This window comes from Kitasatospora sp. NPDC058218, from assembly GCF_042882445.1.
Taxonomy (GTDB): Bacteria; Actinomycetota; Actinomycetes; order Streptomycetales; family Streptomycetaceae; genus Kitasatospora.
In genome coordinates this window covers 125700-144526 of sequence record NZ_JBHVWC010000002.1, presented here as the reverse complement: position 1 = coordinate 144526, position 18827 = coordinate 125700, and the positions used below count along the sequence as shown (strand labels likewise).

18 protein-coding genes and 1 riboswitch are annotated in these 18827 nt (G+C 73.9%); of the genes, 8 read left to right on the top strand and 10 right to left on the bottom strand.

All coding sequences use genetic code 11. The features are described 5' to 3' along the window. Positions 1 to 6 precede the first annotated feature (6 nt). Positions 7 to 909: a hypothetical protein gene (locus ACFVYI_RS01655; RefSeq protein WP_387880288.1), complete on the bottom strand. Its 903-nt coding sequence runs from the start codon at positions 907 to 909 to the stop codon at positions 7 to 9. A gap of 130 nt (positions 910 to 1039) precedes the next feature. Then, positions 1040 to 1954: a methylenetetrahydrofolate reductase [NAD(P)H] gene (metF, locus tag ACFVYI_RS01650; RefSeq protein ID WP_360628152.1), complete on the bottom strand. Its 915-nt coding sequence runs from the start codon at positions 1952 to 1954 to the stop codon at positions 1040 to 1042. Positions 1955 to 2130: 176 nt separating this feature from the next. On the opposite strand from metF, the gene ACFVYI_RS01645 reads away from it, so the two are divergent. After that, complete coding sequence (locus ACFVYI_RS01645; protein ID WP_387880286.1) at positions 2131 to 3237, top strand: polyprenyl synthetase family protein; 1107 nt, start codon at positions 2131 to 2133, stop codon at positions 3235 to 3237. Positions 3238 to 3355: 118 nt separating this feature from the next. On the opposite strand, the gene thiE is transcribed toward ACFVYI_RS01645, so the two are convergent. Genes thiE through ACFVYI_RS01630 form a run of 3 tightly spaced genes read right to left on the bottom strand, consistent with a single transcriptional unit; the run spans position 3356 to position 5629 of the window. Continuing rightward, a complete protein-coding gene (thiE, locus tag ACFVYI_RS01640; RefSeq protein WP_387880284.1) occupies positions 3356 to 4006 on the bottom strand; it encodes a thiamine phosphate synthase in 651 nt (216 codons plus the stop codon). Beyond that, on the bottom strand, positions 4006 to 4371 hold the full coding sequence (locus ACFVYI_RS01635; RefSeq protein ID WP_360628143.1) for an Rv2175c family DNA-binding protein: 366 nt from the start codon (positions 4369 to 4371) through the stop codon (positions 4006 to 4008). Before ACFVYI_RS01635 ends, thiE begins: the two co-directional genes overlap by 1 nt. A gap of 52 nt (positions 4372 to 4423) precedes the next feature. Continuing rightward, a complete protein-coding gene (locus tag ACFVYI_RS01630; protein ID WP_387880282.1) occupies positions 4424 to 5629 on the bottom strand; it encodes an NAD(P)/FAD-dependent oxidoreductase in 1206 nt (401 codons plus the stop codon). A gap of 133 nt (positions 5630 to 5762) precedes the next feature. Beyond that, positions 5763 to 5875, top strand: a riboswitch (TPP riboswitch). Positions 5876 to 5878: 3 nt separating this feature from the next. On the opposite strand from ACFVYI_RS01630, the gene thiO reads away from it, so the two are divergent. From thiO to ACFVYI_RS01605, 5 genes are all read left to right on the top strand, one after another. Then, positions 5879 to 7039, top strand: a complete 1161-nt coding sequence (thiO, locus tag ACFVYI_RS01625) for a glycine oxidase ThiO (protein WP_387880279.1) — start codon at positions 5879 to 5881, stop codon at positions 7037 to 7039. Then, entirely contained in the window at positions 7036 to 7245 is a 210-nt protein-coding gene (thiS, locus tag ACFVYI_RS01620) for a sulfur carrier protein ThiS (RefSeq protein WP_387880277.1), read from the top strand. Before thiO ends, thiS begins: the two co-directional genes overlap by 4 nt. A gap of 2 nt (positions 7246 to 7247) precedes the next feature. Then, positions 7248 to 8081 (top strand): thiazole synthase, encoded by an 834-nt coding sequence (locus tag ACFVYI_RS01615; protein ID WP_387880276.1) that lies wholly within the window; start codon positions 7248 to 7250, stop codon positions 8079 to 8081. A 101-nt stretch (positions 8082 to 8182) separates the two neighbouring features. Beyond that, a complete protein-coding gene (gene pknB, locus ACFVYI_RS01610) occupies positions 8183 to 9949 on the top strand; it encodes a Stk1 family PASTA domain-containing Ser/Thr kinase (protein WP_387880520.1) in 1767 nt (588 codons plus the stop codon). A 141-nt stretch (positions 9950 to 10090) separates the two neighbouring features. Then, the gene (locus ACFVYI_RS01605) at positions 10091 to 11461 is read left to right on the top strand and encodes an FAD-binding oxidoreductase (protein ID WP_387880274.1); all 1371 of its coding nucleotides are present in this window, start codon (positions 10091 to 10093) and stop codon (positions 11459 to 11461) included. A 12-nt stretch (positions 11462 to 11473) separates the two neighbouring features. Here the strand turns inward: ACFVYI_RS01605 and ACFVYI_RS01600 are convergent, their stop codons facing one another. Next, complete coding sequence (locus ACFVYI_RS01600; protein WP_387880272.1) at positions 11474 to 12103, bottom strand: sulfite oxidase-like oxidoreductase; 630 nt, start codon at positions 12101 to 12103, stop codon at positions 11474 to 11476. Between the two features lie 218 nt (positions 12104 to 12321). On the opposite strand from ACFVYI_RS01600, the gene bfr reads away from it, so the two are divergent. Continuing rightward, a complete protein-coding gene (bfr, locus tag ACFVYI_RS01595) occupies positions 12322 to 12801 on the top strand; it encodes a bacterioferritin (protein WP_327676385.1) in 480 nt (159 codons plus the stop codon). Positions 12802 to 12817: 16 nt separating this feature from the next. On the opposite strand, the gene ACFVYI_RS01590 is transcribed toward bfr, so the two are convergent. After that, entirely contained in the window at positions 12818 to 13099 is a 282-nt protein-coding gene (locus ACFVYI_RS01590; RefSeq protein ID WP_387880269.1) for a bacterioferritin-associated ferredoxin, read from the bottom strand. A 192-nt stretch (positions 13100 to 13291) separates the two neighbouring features. Then, on the bottom strand, positions 13292 to 14629 hold the full coding sequence (locus ACFVYI_RS01585; protein WP_387880266.1) for a class II 3-deoxy-7-phosphoheptulonate synthase: 1338 nt from the start codon (positions 14627 to 14629) through the stop codon (positions 13292 to 13294). Between the two features lie 300 nt (positions 14630 to 14929). On the opposite strand from ACFVYI_RS01585, the gene ACFVYI_RS01580 reads away from it, so the two are divergent. Further along, positions 14930 to 16864: an anthranilate synthase family protein gene (locus tag ACFVYI_RS01580; RefSeq protein ID WP_387880265.1), complete on the top strand. Its 1935-nt coding sequence runs from the start codon at positions 14930 to 14932 to the stop codon at positions 16862 to 16864. A gap of 56 nt (positions 16865 to 16920) precedes the next feature. On the opposite strand, the gene ACFVYI_RS01575 is transcribed toward ACFVYI_RS01580, so the two are convergent. After that, positions 16921 to 17619 (bottom strand): response regulator, encoded by a 699-nt coding sequence (locus tag ACFVYI_RS01575; RefSeq protein ID WP_387880262.1) that lies wholly within the window; start codon positions 17617 to 17619, stop codon positions 16921 to 16923. After that, positions 17612 to 18802 (bottom strand): MacS family sensor histidine kinase, encoded by a 1191-nt coding sequence (gene macS, locus ACFVYI_RS01570; RefSeq protein WP_387880259.1) that lies wholly within the window; start codon positions 18800 to 18802, stop codon positions 17612 to 17614. The genes ACFVYI_RS01575 and macS overlap by 8 nt, the downstream gene beginning before the upstream one ends. Between the last annotated feature and the right edge of the window lie 25 nt (positions 18803 to 18827).

Here is an 18827-nt window from a genome sequence, read left to right as displayed (position 1 = left end):
GCGGGCTCAGCCCTGCTGCTGCCAGGTGGTCTGCTGCTGGTAGCCGTAGTCGTAGCCGGGCTGCTGCGGGATGCCCTGCTGGGGCTGCTGGGCCTGCTGCTGGTCGAACTGCTGCTGCGGCTGCTGCCACTGCTGCTGGGCCTGCTGGTCGTAGCCGTACTGGTCGGGCTGCTGCTGGCCGTGCTGCTGCTGGAAGGCGCCGTACGCGTCCACCTGCTGCTGCTGGTACCCCGCGTACGGGTCCGGCTGCTGCTGGTAGGTGCCGTAGCCCTGGTCGTAGGCGAAGGCCGGCTGCTGCTGGGTCTGCCACTGCTGCTGGGCGTTCGCGTCCCAGACGGGCTGCTGCTGCGGGGCGTCGTAGCCGGCCTGGTAGGCCTCGGCGTACGGGTCGGGCTGGGCCTGCGGGGCGGGCTGCTGCTCGTAGTAGCCGGGGGCGTAGACGCCGTCCGCGGCGAGCTCCTGCATCTCGAAGGCGGCGGTCTGCTCGACGGCCGGGACGTCCTCGGTCACCGCGACCGGCACCGGGGTCTCCTCGACCGCGCTGACCGTGCCGATCCGGTCGGCCGCCACCGCGGTGGCCACCGCCGCGCCACCGGTCAGCGCGGCCAGCAGGGGCACCTTGGCCAGCGGGCCGGGCAGGCCGCCGTCGGCCCGGCGCAGCGACCAGCCGGCCGCGTAGCCGCGCTTCACGGAGAGGGTGACGAGGGTCTGGCCGAGCGCGAACAGCGCGGCGCCCGCGCCGATCACCACGACCGAGCCGGCCGCCATCCCGGCGGACACCCCGAGGAAGCCGGCCAGGGCGAGCGCGCGCCAGTGCACCGGGGCGCGGTTCTGCAGCAGCAGCTCGGCCAGCAGCCAGAGCGCCACCACCGCCAACGCGGCGTACAGCAGCAGGTATCCGATGCCCATCCGCCCGCTACCTCCAGTCGTGCCCGCGCGCGCCGCGCGTGTGCGGCGACTGTACCGGTTGAACGGCCCGGGTACCGCATTGCGTTCCCGGCCCGTCCGTGGGCCGGGCCGGCCGGGAACGGCGGCCCGATCAGCGCTGGTGCAGGCCGAGGTTCTGGTAGATCTCCAGCGTCGCGGTCGAGTGGTTGAGCGTGATGAAGTGCAGCCCGGGGGCGCCCTCCGCCAGCAGCCGCTCGGACATCGCGGTGGCGTGCTCCATGCCGATCGCGCGCAGCGCCGCCGGGTCGTCGATGGCGCCCCGCAGCCGCTCCTCCAGGTCGACCGGGAAGGCCGACCCGCTCAGCTGCGGGAAGCGCTCCAGCTGCTTGGCGTTGGTGACCGGCATGATCTCCGGGATGATCGGCGCCTCGCAGCCCGCGGCCGCGACGCGGTCGCGCAGCCGCAGGTAGTCGTCGACCTCGAAGAACATCTGGGTGATCGCGTAGTCGGCCCCGGAGCGGATCTTCGCCACGAAGTGCCGGATGTCCTCGTCCCAGTCGGTCGAGCGCGGGTGCATGTTCGGCGAGGCGGCGACGCCCACGCAGAAGTCGCCGATCCCCTTGATCAGCTCCACCAGCTCGTAGGCGTAGGTGACGCCCTCCGGGTGGCTCACCCACTCGCCCGTCGGGTCGCCGGGCGGGTCGCCGCGCACGGCGAGGACGTTCCGCACGCCCTGGTCGGCGTAGTGGCCGATGATGTTGCGCAGCTCGGCGACCGAGTGGTCCACCGCGGTCAGGTGGGCCACCGGGGTCAGCGTGGTCTCGGTGGCGATCCGACCGACCATGTTGACCGTGCGCTCGCGCGAGGAGCCGCCGGCTCCGTACGTCATGCAGACGAAGTTTGGGTCGAGCGGTTCGAGGCGGCGGATGGCGTCCCAGAGGCGGTGCTCGCCGACCTCGGTGCGCGGGGGCATGAACTCGAAGGAGAAGGACCGCTTGCCGGCCGCCAGAAGCTCGCGGACCGTCGAAGCGCGGTCTGTTCTGGTGGTAGCGATGCCTAGTGCCATGGTGGCAGGTTAACCGTCGGCTCAAGGGCACGGACAACCCGGTTCCAGGTATTGAGACAATCGATGGACGACATTCCGCTTGTCGCACGACCGGATGCCGGGCCTCGTCCGTACAGCCGTTCGCGTCCGCCCGGCTACGCTTGCCGCACCCCCAGCGAAACCTCCGGAGCCTCATCGTGACCTCGTCCAGCAACCGGCCGGCCAACCCGATTGACGTGGAGGACGTGCGCGAGCGCGTCAACGCCGCCCTCGCCGGGTTCATGGACGGCCAGTCGGCCCTGCTGGGGAAGATCTCCCCGCAGCTGACGCCCGCCGTCGAGGCACTGCGCGACTTCCTGCTGGACGGCGGCAAGCGGCTGCGCCCGGCGTTCTGCTACTGGGGCTGGCGCGGCGCCGGCGGCGCCGCCGACGGCGAGGGCATCGCGCACGCCGCGGCCGCCCTGGAGCTGCTGCAGGCCAGCGCGCTGGTCCACGACGACCTGATGGACCGCAGCGACACCCGGCGCGGCCTGCCCTCCGTCCACCGCCGCTTCGAGGCGCTGCACCGGGCGAGCGGCTGGCGCGGCGACCGCGAGCAGTTCGGCGCCTCGGCGGCGGTGCTGCTCGGCGACCTGCTGCTGATCTGGTGCGACGAGCTGTTCCTGCGCTCGGGCCTGGACCCGGCCGCCGTGCTGGCCGCCAAGCCGGTGTTCGACCTGATGCGCACCGAGGTCATGGTCGGCCAGTACCTGGACGTCCTGGAGCCGGTCGCCGGGGACTCCACGGACGAGGGCGCGCTGGACCGGGCGCGGACCGTGCTGCACTACAAATCGGCCAAGTACACGATCGAGCGGCCGCTGCAGGTCGGCGCGCTGCTGGCGGGCGCCGGGCCGGAGCTGGTCGAGGCGTACGGGGCGTTCGGGCTGCCGCTGGGCGAGGCGTTCCAGCTGCGGGACGACCTGCTCGGCGTCTTCGGGGACCCGGCGGTCACCGGCAAGCCCGCCGGGGACGACCTGCGCGAGGGCAAGCGGACGCTGCTGGTCGCGCACGCGATGCGGGGGCTGCCCGCGGCCGACGCCCGTCATCTGGACGAGCGGCTCGGCGCGCCGGACCTGGCGCCCGAGGAGGTGGCCCGGCTGCGCGAGCTGGTCGGGCGCAGCGGCGCGCCCGAGCGGGTGGAGCAGCGGATCGAGGAGCTGATGCGGCAGTCGCTGGCCGCGCTGGAGGCGGCGCCGCTGGCCGACGAGCGGGCCCGCGAGGCGCTGCTGGCGCTGGCCGAGGCCGCCACCGTCCGCAAGTACTGAGAGCCTCCGGCACGGGGGCGTCCACCCCTGAGGTGCCGGAGGCTCCGACCGCGGGTCCGGGAACCCGCGGCCCGGGACCGGCTGCCCGGGCCGCCGGGGACGGCGGCGGCCGTCCGGGTCAGACCGCCCGCAGCCGCCGGGCGAACGCGGCGGCCGCCGCCTGCGGGTCGTCCGCGGCGGTGATGGCGCGCACCACCACGACCCGGCTCGCGCCGGCCGCCAGCACCTCGTCCAGGTTGTCGAGGTCGATGCCGCCGATGGCGAACCACGGCCGGTCGGTGGTCCGCTTCGCCGCGTAGGCGACCAGGCCGAGGCCGGGCGCGTGACGGCCCGGCTTGGTCGGGGTGGGCCAGACCGGGCCGGTGCAGAAGTAGTCCACGCCGGGCTCGGCGATCGCCGCGTCCACCTCGGACTCGGCGTGGCAGGAGCGGCCGATCAGCACGTCCTCGCCGAGGATCGCCCGGGCGGCCGGCACCGGCAGGTCGTCCTGCCCGAGGTGCAGCACGTCGGGCCGGGCCGCGTGCGCGACATCGGCGCGGTCGTTGACGGCGAGCAGCTTCCCGTGGCGGCGGCAGGCGTCGGCGAAGACCTCCAGCGCCGCCAGCTCCTGCTTGGCCTCCAGGCCCTTGTCGCGGAGCTGGACGACGTCCACCCCGCCGGCCAGCGCCGCGTCCAGGAACTGCGCGAGGTCGCCCTGCTCGCGGCGGGCGTCGGTGCACAGGTAGAGCCGGGCGTCGGCGAACCGCCGGCGCGGCGTGTCCGCCGCCATCAGATCAGCATCGCCTGGGCGCGGCGCTTCACCTCGGTGCCACGGTTCTCCTGCAGCGCCTGGATCGGGCTGCCGGGCAGCGACGGGTCCTCGGTGAAGAGCCACTCCAGGATCTCCACGTCGTTGTACCCGCAGTCGCGCAGCACCGTCAGGGTGCCGGACAGGTGCTTGACCAGGCCCGGGCCGTCGATGAACGCGGCCGGCACCTGGAGCGACCTGTTCGGGCCGCGCCGGACGGCGATCAGCCCGCCGTTCTTGACCAGGTCGCGCACCTCGGTGACCCGGACCCCCCACTGCTCCGAGATGTCGGGCAGGTACATCCACTCGGTGACCAGGGCTTCAATCTTGCTTTCGATCTCACTCACGTCACCAGACTGCCACCTCCACGGCCCGCCGCGCACCAATCCGCCGCCGGGGCTACCCCGCGACGGCCGACTTCAGCGCCACCGCCGGGTCCGCCGCCCGCACCGGATCGAGCACCGCCGCGCGCTCGACCAGTCGGCGGCCCTGGGTCAGATCGCGCGGGCGGTCCACCGTCAACAGGGCGCGCAGCGCGCCGTCGCGCAGCCAGAGCACCGCCCAGGAGCGGTCCTGCGGTGAGCCGCGCCAGAGCAGCTCGTCGCCCTCGCCGTGCCGCCCGGCGTACTGCACCATCCGGCCGAACTGCTCCGACCAGAAGTACGGCACCGGGTCGTACGGCAGGTCCGCGCCGAGCACGGCGGCGGCGGCCGCCCCGCCGGACTGCAGCGCGTGGTCCCAGTGCTGGACGGTCAGCCGGGCGCCGGCGCGGGCCGACGGGTAGCTCACGCAGTCGCCGGCCGCGTAGACGCCGGGCAGGGTGGTGCGCAGCCGCTCGTCCACCAGGACGGCGCCGGCGGCGTCCAGCCCGACTCCGGAGCCGGCCAGCCAGTCGGTGGCCGGGCGGGCGCCGATGCCGACCACGACCTCGTCGGCGGGCAGGTGCGAGCCGTCCGCCAGCAGCACCGCGCCGGGCTCGACCGCCGCGACCCCGACCCCGCAGCGCAGCTCCACGCCGGCCTCCGCGTACCAGGCCGCCATCGCCCGGCCGATCCCGGCCGGCAGTGCGCCGGGGACGGGCGCCGGGCCCGCCTCGACGACGGTGACCTCGCAGCCGGCCGCCCGGGCGGCGGTGGCCACCTCGGCGCCGATCCAGCCCGCGCCGACCAGGACCAGGCGAAGACCCGGGCGGAGCAGGGCGCGCAGCGCCAGCGCGTCGTCCAGGGTGTGCAGCAGATGGGCGCGCTCGGCGCCGGGCAGCGCGCGCGGGGTGGCGCCGGTGGCGAGCACCAGGGCGTCGTACGGCAGGTCGCCGCCGTCGGTGCGCAGCACGCCGGGGGTGAGACCGGTGGCACGGCGGCCGGTGAGCAGCTCGACGCCCAGCTGCGCGAGGTCGAGGTCGAGCGGGGTGGCGTCGGCCTTGCCGAGCAGCACCTCCTTGGAGAGCGGCGGCCGGTCGTACGGCTGGTGCGGCTCCTCGCCGACCAGGACGATCCGCCCCCGCCAGCCGCCCCGCCGCAGGCCCGCGGCGCAGTGCGCCCCGGCCAGCCCGGCCCCGACCACGACCACCTGATCCGTCCCGCTCAGCTCTGCCACGCCCGTCACTGTACTGGCGCCCGCCCGGGGCACCAGAGGGCCGTCGGCCCTCGCGCCCGACCCGCCGGGTGGCCCGCCGTCCACCCCGCCGTCCACCCCTCGTACGCGCCTTCGGCGGCGACAACCCCCGGAGTTATGGTGGGGGCACCATCACGGGAGCCCGGCGGACCGGGCTGAGAGGCGGGCTCACACGGCCTGCGACCGTCCGAACCTGATCCGGGTCATACCGGCGAAGGGAGAGCAGCGACTTTGACACGCTTGGCAGCGGACACCCATGCCGACGTCCTGGTCGTCGGCGGCGGCATCATCGGCCTCGCCGTCGCCTGGCGGGCGGCCCGGCGCGGGGTGAAGAACATCGTGGTGGTCGACCCGGACCCGGGCGGCGGCGCCGCCCGGGTGGCGGCCGGCATGCTCGCCCCCGTCACCGAACTCCAGTACGGCGAGGAGCCGTTGCTGCGCCTCGGGATGGCCTCCAACGAGCGGTACGCGGCCTTCGCCGCCGAGCTCGGCGAGGCCTCCGGCGGCCAGGACACCGGCTACCGCCAGTGCGGCACCGTCGCCGTCGCCCTCGACTCCGACGACCGCGAGGAACTGCGCGAACTGCACGCCTTCCACCGGCGGCTCGGCCTCGACTCGCAGTGGCTCACCGGCCGGGAGGCCCGCAAGCTGGAGCCGATGCTCGCCCCGGGCGTCCGCGGCGGCCTGCACGTCACCGACGACCACCAGGTGGACGGCCGCCGGCTGGCCGGGGCCCTGGTCCTCGCCTGCGAGCGGGCGGACGTGCGGCTGCACCGCGCCGAGGCCACCGAGCTGCTGGTCGAGAACGGCCGGGCCGTCGGCGTCCGGCTGGGCACCGCGCAGACCCTGACCGCCGACCGGGTCGTGCTCGCCGCCGGCTCCCGCAGTCATCTGCTGCCGGGCCTGCCCGAGGGCGTGCTGCCGGCGATCCGCCCGGTGAAGGGCCAGATCCTGCGGCTGCGGATCCCGCCGGCCTACCGGCCGTTCCTCTCCCGCAACGTCCGCGCGGTGGTGCGCGGTCAGCACCTCTACCTGGTGCCGCGCGAGAACGGCGAGCTGGTGATCGGCGCGACCAGCGAGGAGCAGGGCTACGACACCACCGTCACCGCCGGCGGGGTGTACGAGCTGCTGCGCGACGCCCACGAGCTGGTCCCCGGCATCACCGAGCTGCCCCTGGTGGAGACCTCCGCCGGGCTGCGCCCGGGCTCGCCGGACAACGCACCGCTGCTCGGGCCGACCGCCCTGCCCGGCCTGGTCGCCGCCACCGGCCACTACCGCAACGGCGTGCTGCTCACCCCGGTGACGGCCGACCTGATCGCCGAGTACCTGGTCACCGGCACGACGCCCGAGCTCGCCGCGCCGTTCTCCCCCACCCGCTTCACCACGAAGGTCCCCGCATGAGCGAGATCGAACTCACCGTCAACGGCGAGCCCCGCCGGGTGCCCGCCGCCACCACCCTGGCCGAGGTGGTGACCACCCTCAGCCGGGCCAACTCCGGCGTCGCCGCCGCGCTCAACGAGGCCGTGGTGCCGCGCGGTTCGTGGCCGCTGACCCAGCTGGCCGCCGGCGACCGGGTCGAGATCCTCACCGCCGTCCAGGGAGGCTGACCATGGCCGACGACGTGTTCACCATCGCCGGGACGGCCTTCGGCTCGCGCCTGATCATGGGCACCGGCGGCGCCCCCAGCCTGGAGGTCCTGGAGCAGGCGCTGCGGGTCTCCGGCACCGAGCTGACCACCGTGGCGATGCGCCGGGTCGACGCCACCACCCAGGGCTCCGTCCTGGACGTACTGACCCGCAACGGCATCCGCGTCCTGCCCAACACGGCCGGCTGCTTCACCGCCGGCGAGGCCGTACTGACGGCCAGGCTGGCCCGCGAGGCGCTCGGCACCGACTGGGTGAAGCTGGAGGTCATCGCCGACGAGCGGACCCTGCTGCCCGACCCGATCGAGCTGCTGGACGCGGCCGAGACACTGGTCGACGACGGCTTCACCGTCCTGCCCTACACCAACGACGACCCGGTACTGGCCCGGAAGCTGGAGGACGTCGGCTGTGCGGCGATCATGCCGCTGGGCTCGCCGATCGGCTCCGGCCTGGGCATCCGCAACCCGCACAACTTCCAGCTGATCGTGGAGGGCGCCGGCGTCCCGGTGATCCTGGACGCCGGCGCCGGCACCGCCTCGGACGTCGCCCTGGCGATGGAGCTGGGCTGCGCCGCGGTGATGCTCGCCTCGGCGGTGACCCGTGCCCAGGAGCCGGTGCTGATGGCCGACGCGATGCGGCACGCCGTCGAGGCCGGCCGGCTCGCCCACCGGGCGGGCCGGATCCCGCGCCGCTTCCACGCCGAGGCCTCCTCGGCGATGGCCGGCCGGGCCGACCTGGACACCCGCGAGCGCCCGGCGTTCTGGGGTCCGCCTTCGGACTCCCGTCTGCGGGGCGCTTGAGGACGGACCCAGCGGCGTGTCACAAGCCGGGCACAGACCGCCCCGGGAGCGCTGCCTCCCGGGGCCGGCGCCGGCCCGAGCACTAGACTCGCCGGGTGGACATGGCATTGCACGACCCCCTGATCGGTACCCTGCTCGACGGCCGGTACCGGGTCGAGCAGCGCATCGCGGCCGGCGGGATGTCCACCGTCTACCGGGGCACCGACACCCGGCTGGACCGGGTCGTGGCGGTCAAGGTGATGCACCCCTCGCTCGCCGGCGACGAGGACTTCACCGGCCGGTTCATCCGCGAGGCCAAGGCGGTGGCCCGGCTCGCGCACCCCAACGTGGTCAACGTCTTCGACCAGGGCGCGGACGGCGCCAACGTGTTCCTCGCGATGGAGTACGTCCCCGGCCGGACCTTGCGCGACCTGCTGCGGGACCGGGGCGCGCTGTCCATCCGGGCCGCCCTGGACGTCCTGGAGCCGGTGCTCGCCGCGCTCGGCGCCGCCCACCGGGCCGGCCTGGTCCACCGCGACGTCAAACCCGAGAACGTGCTGATCACCGACGGCGGCCTGGTCAAGGTCGCCGACTTCGGCCTGGTCCGGGTGCTGAACGCCGGCGACGGCCAGGCGAGCTCCGGCACCGCGACCACCGGCACCGTCCTCGGCACCGTCTCCTACCTGGCCCCCGAGCAGATCCGCCCCGGCGCCGGGACCGACCAGCGGGTGGACGTCTACGCGGCCGGCATCCTGCTGTACGAGATGCTCACCGGCCACCGCCCGCACACCGGCGAGAACCCCGTCCAGGTCATGTACCGGCACCTGCACGAGGACGTCCCGGCGCCGTCGCTGACCGTGCCGGGCGTCGTCCCCGAGCTGGACGCGATAGTGGCCGCGGCCTGCGCGCGTGACCCCCAGGCCCGCCCGTACGACGCGGTCGAGCTGCTGGCCGCCCTCCAGCGGGCCCGCCGCGCGCTCACCCCGGCCCAGCTGGACGCCGAGCCGCCCGCCTCCACCCGGCCCAGCCCGCAGTACCCGACCAATGAGCCGACCTCGGTGATCCGGCCGGCCGTCGTGGCGCCGCCGGTCGAGCGCACCAGCGTGCTGGACGTCCCGCCGGAGGTGATGGACCAGCTGCTCACCGAGCCGCGCCCGTACGACGAGCCGCCGCCGGTGCGCACCCGACGCCGCGGCCCGTGGCGCCGCCTCCCGCGCAAGCCGCTGATCTGGACCTCCGTGCTGGCCGCCCTGGTACTGCTGGTCGGCGGCACCACCTACGCGCTCTCCGGCGCGCTGTACGCGACGGTGCCCGGCGTGATCGGCAAGGACCGGGCCGAGGCGCAGCGGATCCTGGACGGCGCGGGGATGCACGGGCGGTTCAGCGAGGTGTACAGCGAGAGCGTCCCGGCCGGGCAGGTGATCTCCACCGATCCCGGGGTCGGGGCGCGGGCCCGCAAGAGCGACGCGGTCGGTGTCACCGTCTCCCGGGGCCCGAAGCGGATCGCGGTGCCCGAGCTGGTCGGCCGGCCCGCCGAGCAGGCCGCCGCCGCCCTGACCGGGGTCCAGCTGGCACGCGGCGGTGTCACCGAGACGTACAACGACACCGTGCCGGAGGGCTCGGTGATCAGCAGCTCGCCGGTGGCCGGACAGCAGGTGCCGGAGAACACACCGGTGTCGCTGGTGGTCAGCAAGGGCATGGTGCCCGTCCCGGACGTCACCGGGATGTCCAAGGACGACGCCGCGAAGGCGCTGCAGGCGGCCGGGTTCGCGATGCAGAGCAGCGGCGTCAACCTGTTCGGCACCGGCAAGGTCTCCAGCCAGTCCCCCGCCCCGGGCGAGCGCCGCCCGCAACGCTCCGTGGTGACGGTCAACTTCCCTTTCCTCTAAGGATTTTGCCCAGCCTTGGGGTCACCCGGCGTAGCGTGGAACCAGGCCTGCCCGGCCCCGCCTGCCACGGCCAGGAGGGCTGCGGCGCCGGGACCTCCGGACGGGGCTGCGCGGCGGCCGGTACCCGAGGATGTGGTCGTCATGGGCGGACAAGCCGTCGACGGCTTGAGGGAGCGCGTACGGGGCGCGGTGATCACCCCCGCGGACGAGGGCTACGAAGAGGCCCGCCGGGTCTACAACGGCATGGTGGACCGCCGGCCGGCGGCGGTCGTCCGGGTGGCCAACGCCGGGGACGTGATGGCCGCCGTCGACTTCGCCCGGGAGAACGCGCTGGAGCTGGCGGTGCGCGGCGGCGCCCACAGCGCGCCCGGCTTCGGCACCTGCGACGACGGCCTGGTGATCGACTTCTCCGGTCTGCGCGGCGTCCGGATCGACCCGGTGCGCCGGACGGCCCGCTGCGAGGGCGGCGTCACCTGGGGCGATCTCAACGACGCCGGGTACGCCTTCGGACTGGGGGTGACCGGCGGGATCATCTCCACCACCGGCATCGCCGGGCTGACCCTCAACGGCGGCTTCGGTCACCTCGCCCGGGGGCTGGGGCTGAGCAGCGACAACCTGATCTCGGCCGACGTGGTCACCGCCGACGGGCGGTTCCGGACGGTGAGCGAGGAGGAGGAGCCGGACCTCTTCTGGGCCCTGCGGGGCGGCGGCGGCAACTTCGGCGCGGTGACGTCCTTCGAGTACCGGCTGAGCCCGGTCAAGGACGTGGTCGCCGGGCCGTTCGTCTACGAGCTGGAGCACACGGCCGATGTGCTGCGGTTCTACCGCGAGTACATCCGGGAGGCCCCCGAACAGCTGGGCCTCTTCCCCGGCTTCCACCTCGCGCCGCCACTGCCGTTCGTCCCCGAGGACCGGGTCGGCGACCCCTTCATCCTGCTGATCCCGTGCTGGTCGGGGCCGCCGGAGCAGGCCGAGGAGGTGCTGGCCCCGCTGCGGGACGCCGCGCCCGTGTTCGCCGAGGGGGTCGGCCCGGTGCCGTACCCGGCGTTCGCGTCGGCCTTCGACCCGCTGGTGCCGCCCGGCCTCCAGCAGTACTGGAAGGGCGTCTTCGCGAGCGAGCTGACGGACGGCGCGATCGCCGCGCACGCCGAGCACGGCCCGCTGGTGCCGACGGTCAACTCGGCGGTGCACATCTACCCGATCAACGGCGCCTGCCACCGGGTGCCCGCCGACGCGACGGCCTTCGCGCACCGGGAGGCGACCTTCGCCACCGTGATCCTGGCGGCCTGGCCGGACCCGGTCGACGACGCGGCGAACACCGCCTTCGTGCGCGACTACTACGCCGCGCTCGCCCCGCACTCCGACGAGGGCGGCTACGTCGGCTTCATGGACCACGACGACCAGCACCGGATCGAGGCCAACTACCGGGGCAACTACACCCGCCTGGCCGAGCTGAAGCGGCGGTACGACCCGGGCAACCTGTTCCACCTGAACCAGAACATCCGGCCCTAGCCGGCCGTCCGGCTACCGCAGCGGGCCGTCCCCCGGCTCCTCCTGGTGGGAGTAGCGCTGCTCGCGCCAGGGGTCGGCCAGGTTGTGGTACCCGCGCTCCTCCCAGAAACCGCGCCGGTCGGCCCGCATGTACTCGACCGCCCGCACCCACTTGGGCCCCTTCCAGGCGTAGAGGTGCGGGACGACCAGCCGGACGGGGAAGCCGTGCTCGGCGGTGAGCGGCTCGCCGTTGCGGTGGGTGGCGAAGAGCGTCGCGGGGTCGGCGAAGTCGGCCAGCCGCAGATTGGCGCTGTAGCCGTACTCGGCCCAGACCATCACATGGGTGACGCCGGGTGCCGGAGGCACCTGCTCCAGCACGGCCGAGGCCGACACGCCCGTCCAGTCGTTGCCGAGAATCGAGAACTTGGTCACGCAGTGGAAGTCGGCGCGGACGGTCGTACGGGGCAGGGCGGTGAAGCCGGCGAAGTCCCAGCGGTGCTTCTCGGCCGAGGCGGTGGCGCCGAACACCTGGAAGTCCCAGGTCAGTGGCTTGAAGCGGGGCACGGGCCCGTAGTGCAGGGCGGGCCAGCCACGTTGCGTCCGCTGCCCCGGGGGGAGTCTCGGGTCAGACGGCGGAAGTGGTTCTTGTTCGGACTGACCCATGGCTCCATGGTGACAGACGGCGGACGACGCCCGACGCGCGCCCCTTTCGGGTGCCGTGCGCCCCGCCCGGACGGCCCATTGAGCGACCAAATCGGATATTCCGACACATGTCCTAGTGAGTGTGAACTTACTGGAATTTCGCCCCGGCGCGGTGCCAGGATGCGTGCAGCCGGAGGGTACGGCCGTGATTCCCGGACGCGAAGCAGGAAGGCACCGCCATGAAGGGCGACGCAGAGGTCATCGAATTCCTCAACGAGCAGCTCACCGCCGAGCTGACCGCCATCAACCAGTACTTCCTGCACGCGAAGATGCAGGAGAACTTCGGCTGGACGAAGCTCGCCAAGTACACCCGGCACGAGTCCTTCGACGAGATGAAGCACGCCGAGGTGCTCACCGACCGGATCCTCTTCCTGGACGGGCTGCCCAACTACCAGCGGCTGTTCCACGTCCGGATCGGCCAGACCGTCAAGGAGATGTTCGAGGCGGACCGCCAGGTCGAGGTCGAGGCGATCGACCGGCTGAAGCGCGGGATCGTGGTGATGCGGGCCAAGAACGACGTCACCTCGGCGAACATCTTCGAGTCCATCCTGGCCGACGAGGAGCACCACATCGACTACCTCGACACCCAGCTGGAACTCCTGGAGAAGCTCGGGGAGGCGCTCTACCTCGCCCAGCTGATCGAGCAGCCGGAGTCCTGAGCCCCCGGCCGTGCCCTCAGGCCGCGCGCAGCGCCCGGGCCGGTGGGGCGACCGGAGCCCCGGCCCCGTCCTGCGGCTCGGCCTCCGAGTCGGCCAGCCCCAGCTTGGCCGCCAGGCGGGCGGTCGGGCAGGGCCGTGCGCCGTGCTCGCCGAGCAGCGCCTGGATGCGGCGGACGCAGGAGCCGCAGTCGGTGCCGGCCTTGCAGCCCCGGGCTATCTGGCGCGGGGTGTTGGCACCCGCGTCGATCTCCTTCTTCACCTGGGCCTCGGTGACCGCATGGCACATGCACACGTACATCGCGGGCTCTCCCGGGGTGGCGCGAGGACGACTGGCTCGAATCGATCTTGACTAAGGCATGCCTTAGCTCACTAAGCCTCACCTTACCCGGCGATCCGGGCATGAAAAAGCCCCTCCGGGCTCGGGAATCCCGAATCCGGAGGGGCTTTCGTCACATCGCGGCCGGCCTCGGGGCCTGCCGGGGGCGACGGCTCAGTTGCCGCCGCGGTACATCTCGGCCACCAGGAAGGCCAGGTCCAGCGACTGGCTGCGGTTGAGCCGCGGGTCGCAGGCCGTCTCGTAGCGCTGGTGCAGGTCGTCGACCAGCACCTCGTCGCCGCCGCCGACGCACTCGGTGACGTCGTCGCCGGTCAGCTCCACGTGGATGCCGCCCGGGTGGGTGCCGAGCCCGCGGTGCACCTCGAAGAAGCCCTTGACCTCGTCGAGCACGTCGTCGAAGCGGCGGGTCTTGTGGCCGCTGGAGGCCTCGAAGGTGTTGCCGTGCATCGGGTCGCAGATCCAGACCGGCTGGGCACCGGAGGCGGTGACCTTCTCCACCAGGGTGGGCAGGTGCTCGCGGATCTTGCCCGCGCCCATCCGGGTGATGAAGGTGAGCCGACCGGGCTCGCGCTCCGGGTCCAGCTTCTCGATCAGGGTGAGCGCCTCGTCGACCGAGGTGGTCGGGCCGAGCTTCACCCCGATCGGGTTGCGGATCTTGGACGCGAACTCGATGTGCGCGTGGTCCAGCTGGCGGGTGCGCTCGCCGATCCAGACCATGTGGCCCGAGACGTCGTACAGCTCGCCGGTGCGCGAGTCCACGCGGGTCAGCGCGGTCTCGTAGTCGAGGATCAGCGCCTCGTGCGAGGAGTAGAACTCGACGGTCTTGAACTCCTCCGGCGCCACGCCGCAGGCGTTCATGAACGCCAGCGCGTTGTCGATCTCGCGGGCAAGCTGCTCGTAGCGCTGGCCGGCCGGCGAGTTGCGCACGAAGTCCTGGTTCCAGGCGTGCACCTGGCGCAGGTCCGCGTACCCACCGGTGGTGAAGGCGCGGACCAGGTTGAGCGTCGCGGCGGAGGCGTTGTACATCCGCTTCAGGCGCTCGGGGTCCGGGTTGCGGGACTCGGGGGTGAAGTCGAAGCCGTTCACCGAGTCGCCGCGGTAGACCGGCAGCGTCACGCCGTCGCGGGTCTCGGTCGACTTGGAGCGCGGCTTGGAGTACTGGCCGGCGATCCGGCCGACCTTCACCACGGGGACGGAGGCGGCGTACGTCAGCACGGCCGCCATCTGCAGCAGGGTCTTCAGCTTGTTCCGGATGTGCTCGGCCGAGACACCGTCGAAGGCCTCGGCGCAGTCACCGCCCTGCAGGAGGAACGCCTCACCACGCGCCACGGCACCGAGCCGGGCGCGCAGCTGGTCGCACTCGCCGGCGAAGACGAGCGGCGGATAGGAGGCGAGCTCCGCAAGGGTCTTGCGCAGAGCCTCGTGGTCCGGCCATTCAGGCTGCTGCGCCGCGGGCAGGGACTGCCAGGGGTGGGGATTCGTCACGGTCACACGGCAAGGCTACGGGGTGGGACAACCGATTTGTGACCGCCGCTCGCTGGGTGAGACACCCGGTGGACAATCGTGTGAGGCGCCTCACGCCGCCCGCGGGATCCGCTACTCTCGACGCATGAACACGCCGCACACCTTCTCCTGGTGGTGGGCCGACCCCTCGGGTGGCCCACAGAACGCGCGTTCCTAGACGAACACGACGGCCGCCCCTCGGGGCGGCCGTCGGCGTTTGCGCAGACGGCCCTCCCGGGAGCGGAACCCCGAGCCACACCCCGCCCTCCCCGGAAGGAAGCCGCCACCGTGACCACCGCTGCCGACCTGCTCGCCCGCCTCACCGGCCCCGACGCCCCGGCCTTCGCCCTGCTGCACCGCCGCGCCCCCCGGCTCGCCCCGGACACCGTCGAGGTGCTGCTCGGCACCGTCGACAGCTACGAGCGCCTCGCCGACCTGCCGGTCCGCGCGGGCGTCCCGGCCGGCGGCCCGGTGCACGACCTGCTCGCGCTCGTCCCCTACCGGCAGATCCGCGAGCGCGGTTTCGAGGCGGTGGACGACGCCACCCCGTTGCAGGCGCTGTCGGTGACCGAGCAGTACGCCCTCCCGCTGGCCGAACTGACCCGCGCACTCCCGCAGGTGCCGGTCGCGCTGACCGGCGGCGCGTTCGACATCGACGACCAGGAGTACGCCGGCATCGTCCGCCGGGTGATCGCGGACGAGATCGGGCGCGGCGAGGGCGCCAACTTCGTGATCCGGCGCGACTTCACCGCCACCCTGGAGGACTACTCCCCCGCACTCGCGCTGACGCTGTTCCGCCGGCTGCTCGAACAGGAGCGCGGCGCCTACTGGACCTTCCTGGTGCACACCGGCGAGCGCGTCCTGGTCGGCGCCTCGCCCGAGGTGCACGTCCGGCAGAGCGGCGGCACGGTCGTGATGAACCCGATCTCCGGCACCTACCGCTACCCGGCCGGCGGCTCCGACATCGACTCGCTGCTCGCCTTCCTCCGCGACCCCAAGGAGCTGGAGGAGCTCACCATGGTGGTCGACGAGGAACTCAAGATGATGTGCACCGTCGGCGACCTCGGCGGCCAGGTGCTCGGCCCCCGGCTCAAGGAGATGTCCCACCTCGCGCACACCGAGTACGAGCTGCGCGGGCGCACCTCGCTGGACGTCCGCGAGGTGCTGAAGGAGACCATGTTCGCCGCCACCGTCACCGGCAGCCCGGTCCAGAACGCCACCCGGGTGATCAGCCGTTACGAGCGCGGCGGGCGCGGCTACTACGCCGGCGCGCTCGCCCTGATCGGCCGCTCGGCCAGCGGCGGTCAGCAACTGGACTCCCCGATCTGCATCCGTGCCGCCGACGTCGACCCGGCCACCGGCGGCCTGGTCGTCCGGGTCGGGGCGACCCTGGTCCGCCACTCCGACCCGGAGTCCGAGGTCGCCGAGACCCATGCCAAGGCGGCCGGGGTGCTCACCGCGATCGGCGCCCGCCCGGCCCCCGCCCGGGTGCCGAACCCGTCCGGCCCGCGACTCGCCGACGACCACCGGGTCCAGGCCGCGCTGGACGCCCGGCGCGCCGACCTCGCCCCGTTCTGGCTGCGGATGCAGGAGCCGGCCGCGGTCACCCAGGCCGCGCCGACCCTGGTGGTGGACGGCGAGGACACCTTCACCTCGATGCTCGCCCACCTGCTGACCTCGCTCGGCCACCAGGTCACCGTGGCCCGCTTCGACGAGCCCGGCCTGCGCGAGCGGGTCGCCGCCCACCCCGGCCCGCTGGTGCTCGGCCCCGGCCCGGGGGACCCGGCCGCCGCCGACGACCCCAAGATGGCCGTGCTGCGCCCGATCGTCGCCGACGCGCTGGCCGCCGTCCGCTCCGGCGCCCGCACCGCGCCGCTGCTCGCCGTCTGCCTGAGCCACCAGCTGCTCGCCGACGTCCTCGGCCTGCCGCTGACCCGCAAGGCCGTGCCCCACCAGGGTGCGCAGGAGACGATCGACCTCTTCGGCGCCCGGCACACGGTGGGCTTCTACAACACCTTCACCGCGCGCTGCTCGGACGAGGACGCGGCCCGGCTCGCCGCCGAGGGCGTCGAGGTCTCCCGGGACGTCCTGACCGGTGACGTCCACGCGCTACGCGGCCCCGGCTTCGCCGGCCTGCAGTTCCACCCCGAGTCGGTGCTCACCCGGGACGGCGTCGGCATCGTCGCCGGACTTCTGCGGGCGGCCGCCGCCGTCCGCGGCTGAGGCCCCGGGCGGGGCGTGCCGGACGGCGCGCCCCGCCCGGATCGGGTCGGACCGCGTCAGATCTCGTCGTCCAGGCCCTGCTCGATCGCGTACCGGACCAGCTCGACCCGGTTGTGCAGCTGGAGCTTGCCGAGGGTGTTCTGGACGTGGTTCTGCACCGTGCGGTGGGAGAGCACCAGCCGGTCGGCGATCTGCCGGTAGGACAGGCCCTTGGCGACCAGCCGCAGCACCTCGGTCTCCCGCGCCGTCAACTGCGGGGCGGCGGGGGCCGTCGGGGCGGCCGGCTCGGCGGCCAGCCGGCGGAACTCCCCGAGCACCAGCCCGGCCAGGCCCGGGGTGAAGACCGCGTCGCCGACGGCGGTGCGGCGCACCGCGTCCAGCAGCTCCTCGCGGCCGGCCGACTTCACCAGGTAGCCGGTCGCCCCGGACTTCACCGCCTCCAGCACGTCGGCGTGCTCACCGCTCGCGGAGAGCACCAGGACGCGCACCGAAGGGTCCTGGGCGACCACCTGGCGGCAGGCCTCGGCGCCGGACAGGCCGGGCAGGTTGAGGTCGAGCACCACCACCTGCGGGGCGCAGGCGCGGGCCCGCCGGACGGCCTCCTCGCCGTCCCCGGCGGTGGCCACCACGTCCAGCCCGGCCTCGGCCAGGTCGCGCGAGACGGCGTCGCGCCACATCGGGTGGTCGTCCACGACCATCACCCGCACCGGCGCCTCGGCGGCCGCCTGCCGGTCGGTCATCGGCTGGTCAGTCATCAGAGCCCTTCCTCGGGACGCGCAGTTCGACCTCGACGCCCTCCCCGGGCACCGAGTACAGCTCGGCCGTGCCGCCGAGGTCCAGCAGCCGGCCGCGGATCGACTGGGAGACGCCCAGCCGGCCGGCCTGCTCCGCCTCGCCGAGCCGGCCGGGCGCGAAGCCCGGACCGTCGTCGCGGACGCTGACCGTGACGGCCTGCGGCTCGTCCTCCAGCAGGATCCAGGCGCGCGCCCCCGGACCGGCGTGCCGGCGGACGTTGTCCACCGCGGCGCCGACGGCCGCGGCCAGCTCGCCCGCCACCGGGCCGGGCAGCAGGACCGGGGTGCCGGGGGCGGAGAGGGTGATCCGCTCGTCCGTGTGGGGGCCGAGCAGGGTGCGCAGGTCCTGCGGCTCCAGCGGCGCGCGCTGGGCGGGCAGCGGGCCGCCGCTCATCAGCGCCCGCAGCGCGCGCTCCTGCTCCCCGGCCAGCCGGCCGAGCTCGGCGAAGTCCGCCCCCCGGCCGGCGCCCTGCTCGCCGCCGCGGCGCTGGACCAGGGCGAGCACCTGGAGCACGCCGTCGTGGATGTCCCGGGAGAGCCGCTCGCGCTCCCGGTTCGCGGCCTCGACCTGGAGCGCCCGGGTCAGCGTCGCCTCGCTGGCGCGGGCGAGTTCGATGACGTAGCCGATCGCGCAGCCGGCCACCATCAGCAGCACGATGTTGTGGATGTTGTCGCCGGTCGGACCGCCGTGGCCGAGGATGTTGGCCACCCCGATCACCGACCCGGCCGCCGCCGCCCAGCGCCAGCCGCCCCGGCCGGCGAAGCCCAGGACGGTGCCGGCCGCCCAGATGGTGGGCAGGGTGGGCGCGCCGTGGGCGATCCGGGCCGGGTCGTCGGTCATCCCGCTCATCACGATGCCGGTGACGACGAGGGTGAGGTCGGTGCCGAGCACGTACCAGGTGCAGCGCTGCGGTCCGGCGAAGGCACGGGTGCTGGCCAGCGTCCAGAGCGTCAGCGCGCCGAGGTAGATCCAGCCGGCGACGGGGTGCAGGAAGTCCAGGTAGGAGTTGAAGTAGCGCAGCACCGCGTAGCAGAGCGCCAGCACCCGGAAGAACGAGATGGCCCGCCAGAGCGGCAGTTCGACGGACATGCCGCCGGCCGCGACCGCTGCGCCGACCGACCCCGTTCTGCTGCCGTCCGCCATCTCCGCGCCCCTCCCCCGGCGGGCG

What these genes read in the sequence shown, in the direction of transcription:
- ACFVYI_RS01655 (WP_387880288.1), bottom strand. Translation starts at nt 909, where the DNA reads ATGGGCATCGGATACCTGCTGCTGTACGCCGCGTTGGCGGTGGTGGCG.
- metF (WP_360628152.1), bottom strand. Translation starts at nt 1,954, where the DNA reads ATGGCACTAGGCATCGCTACCACCAGAACAGACCGCGCTTCGACGGTC.
- thiE (WP_387880284.1), bottom strand. Translation starts at nt 4,006, where the DNA reads ATGGCGGCGGACACGCCGCGCCGGCGGTTCGCCGACGCCCGGCTCTAC.
- thiS (WP_387880277.1), top strand. Translation starts at nt 7,036, where the DNA reads ATGAGCGAGATCGAACTCACCGTCAACGGCGAGCCCCGCCGGGTGCCC.
- ACFVYI_RS01615 (WP_387880276.1), top strand. Translation starts at nt 7,248, where the DNA reads ATGGCCGACGACGTGTTCACCATCGCCGGGACGGCCTTCGGCTCGCGC.
- pknB (WP_387880520.1), top strand. Translation starts at nt 8,183, where the DNA reads ATGGCATTGCACGACCCCCTGATCGGTACCCTGCTCGACGGCCGGTAC.
- ACFVYI_RS01605 (WP_387880274.1), top strand. Translation starts at nt 10,091, where the DNA reads ATGGGCGGACAAGCCGTCGACGGCTTGAGGGAGCGCGTACGGGGCGCG.
- ACFVYI_RS01600 (WP_387880272.1), bottom strand. Translation starts at nt 12,103, where the DNA reads ATGGGTCAGTCCGAACAAGAACCACTTCCGCCGTCTGACCCGAGACTC.
- bfr (WP_327676385.1), top strand. Translation starts at nt 12,322, where the DNA reads ATGAAGGGCGACGCAGAGGTCATCGAATTCCTCAACGAGCAGCTCACC.
- ACFVYI_RS01590 (WP_387880269.1), bottom strand. Translation starts at nt 13,099, where the DNA reads ATGTACGTGTGCATGTGCCATGCGGTCACCGAGGCCCAGGTGAAGAAG.
- ACFVYI_RS01575 (WP_387880262.1), bottom strand. Translation starts at nt 17,619, where the DNA reads ATGACTGACCAGCCGATGACCGACCGGCAGGCGGCCGCCGAGGCGCCG.
- macS (WP_387880259.1), bottom strand. Translation starts at nt 18,802, where the DNA reads ATGGCGGACGGCAGCAGAACGGGGTCGGTCGGCGCAGCGGTCGCGGCC.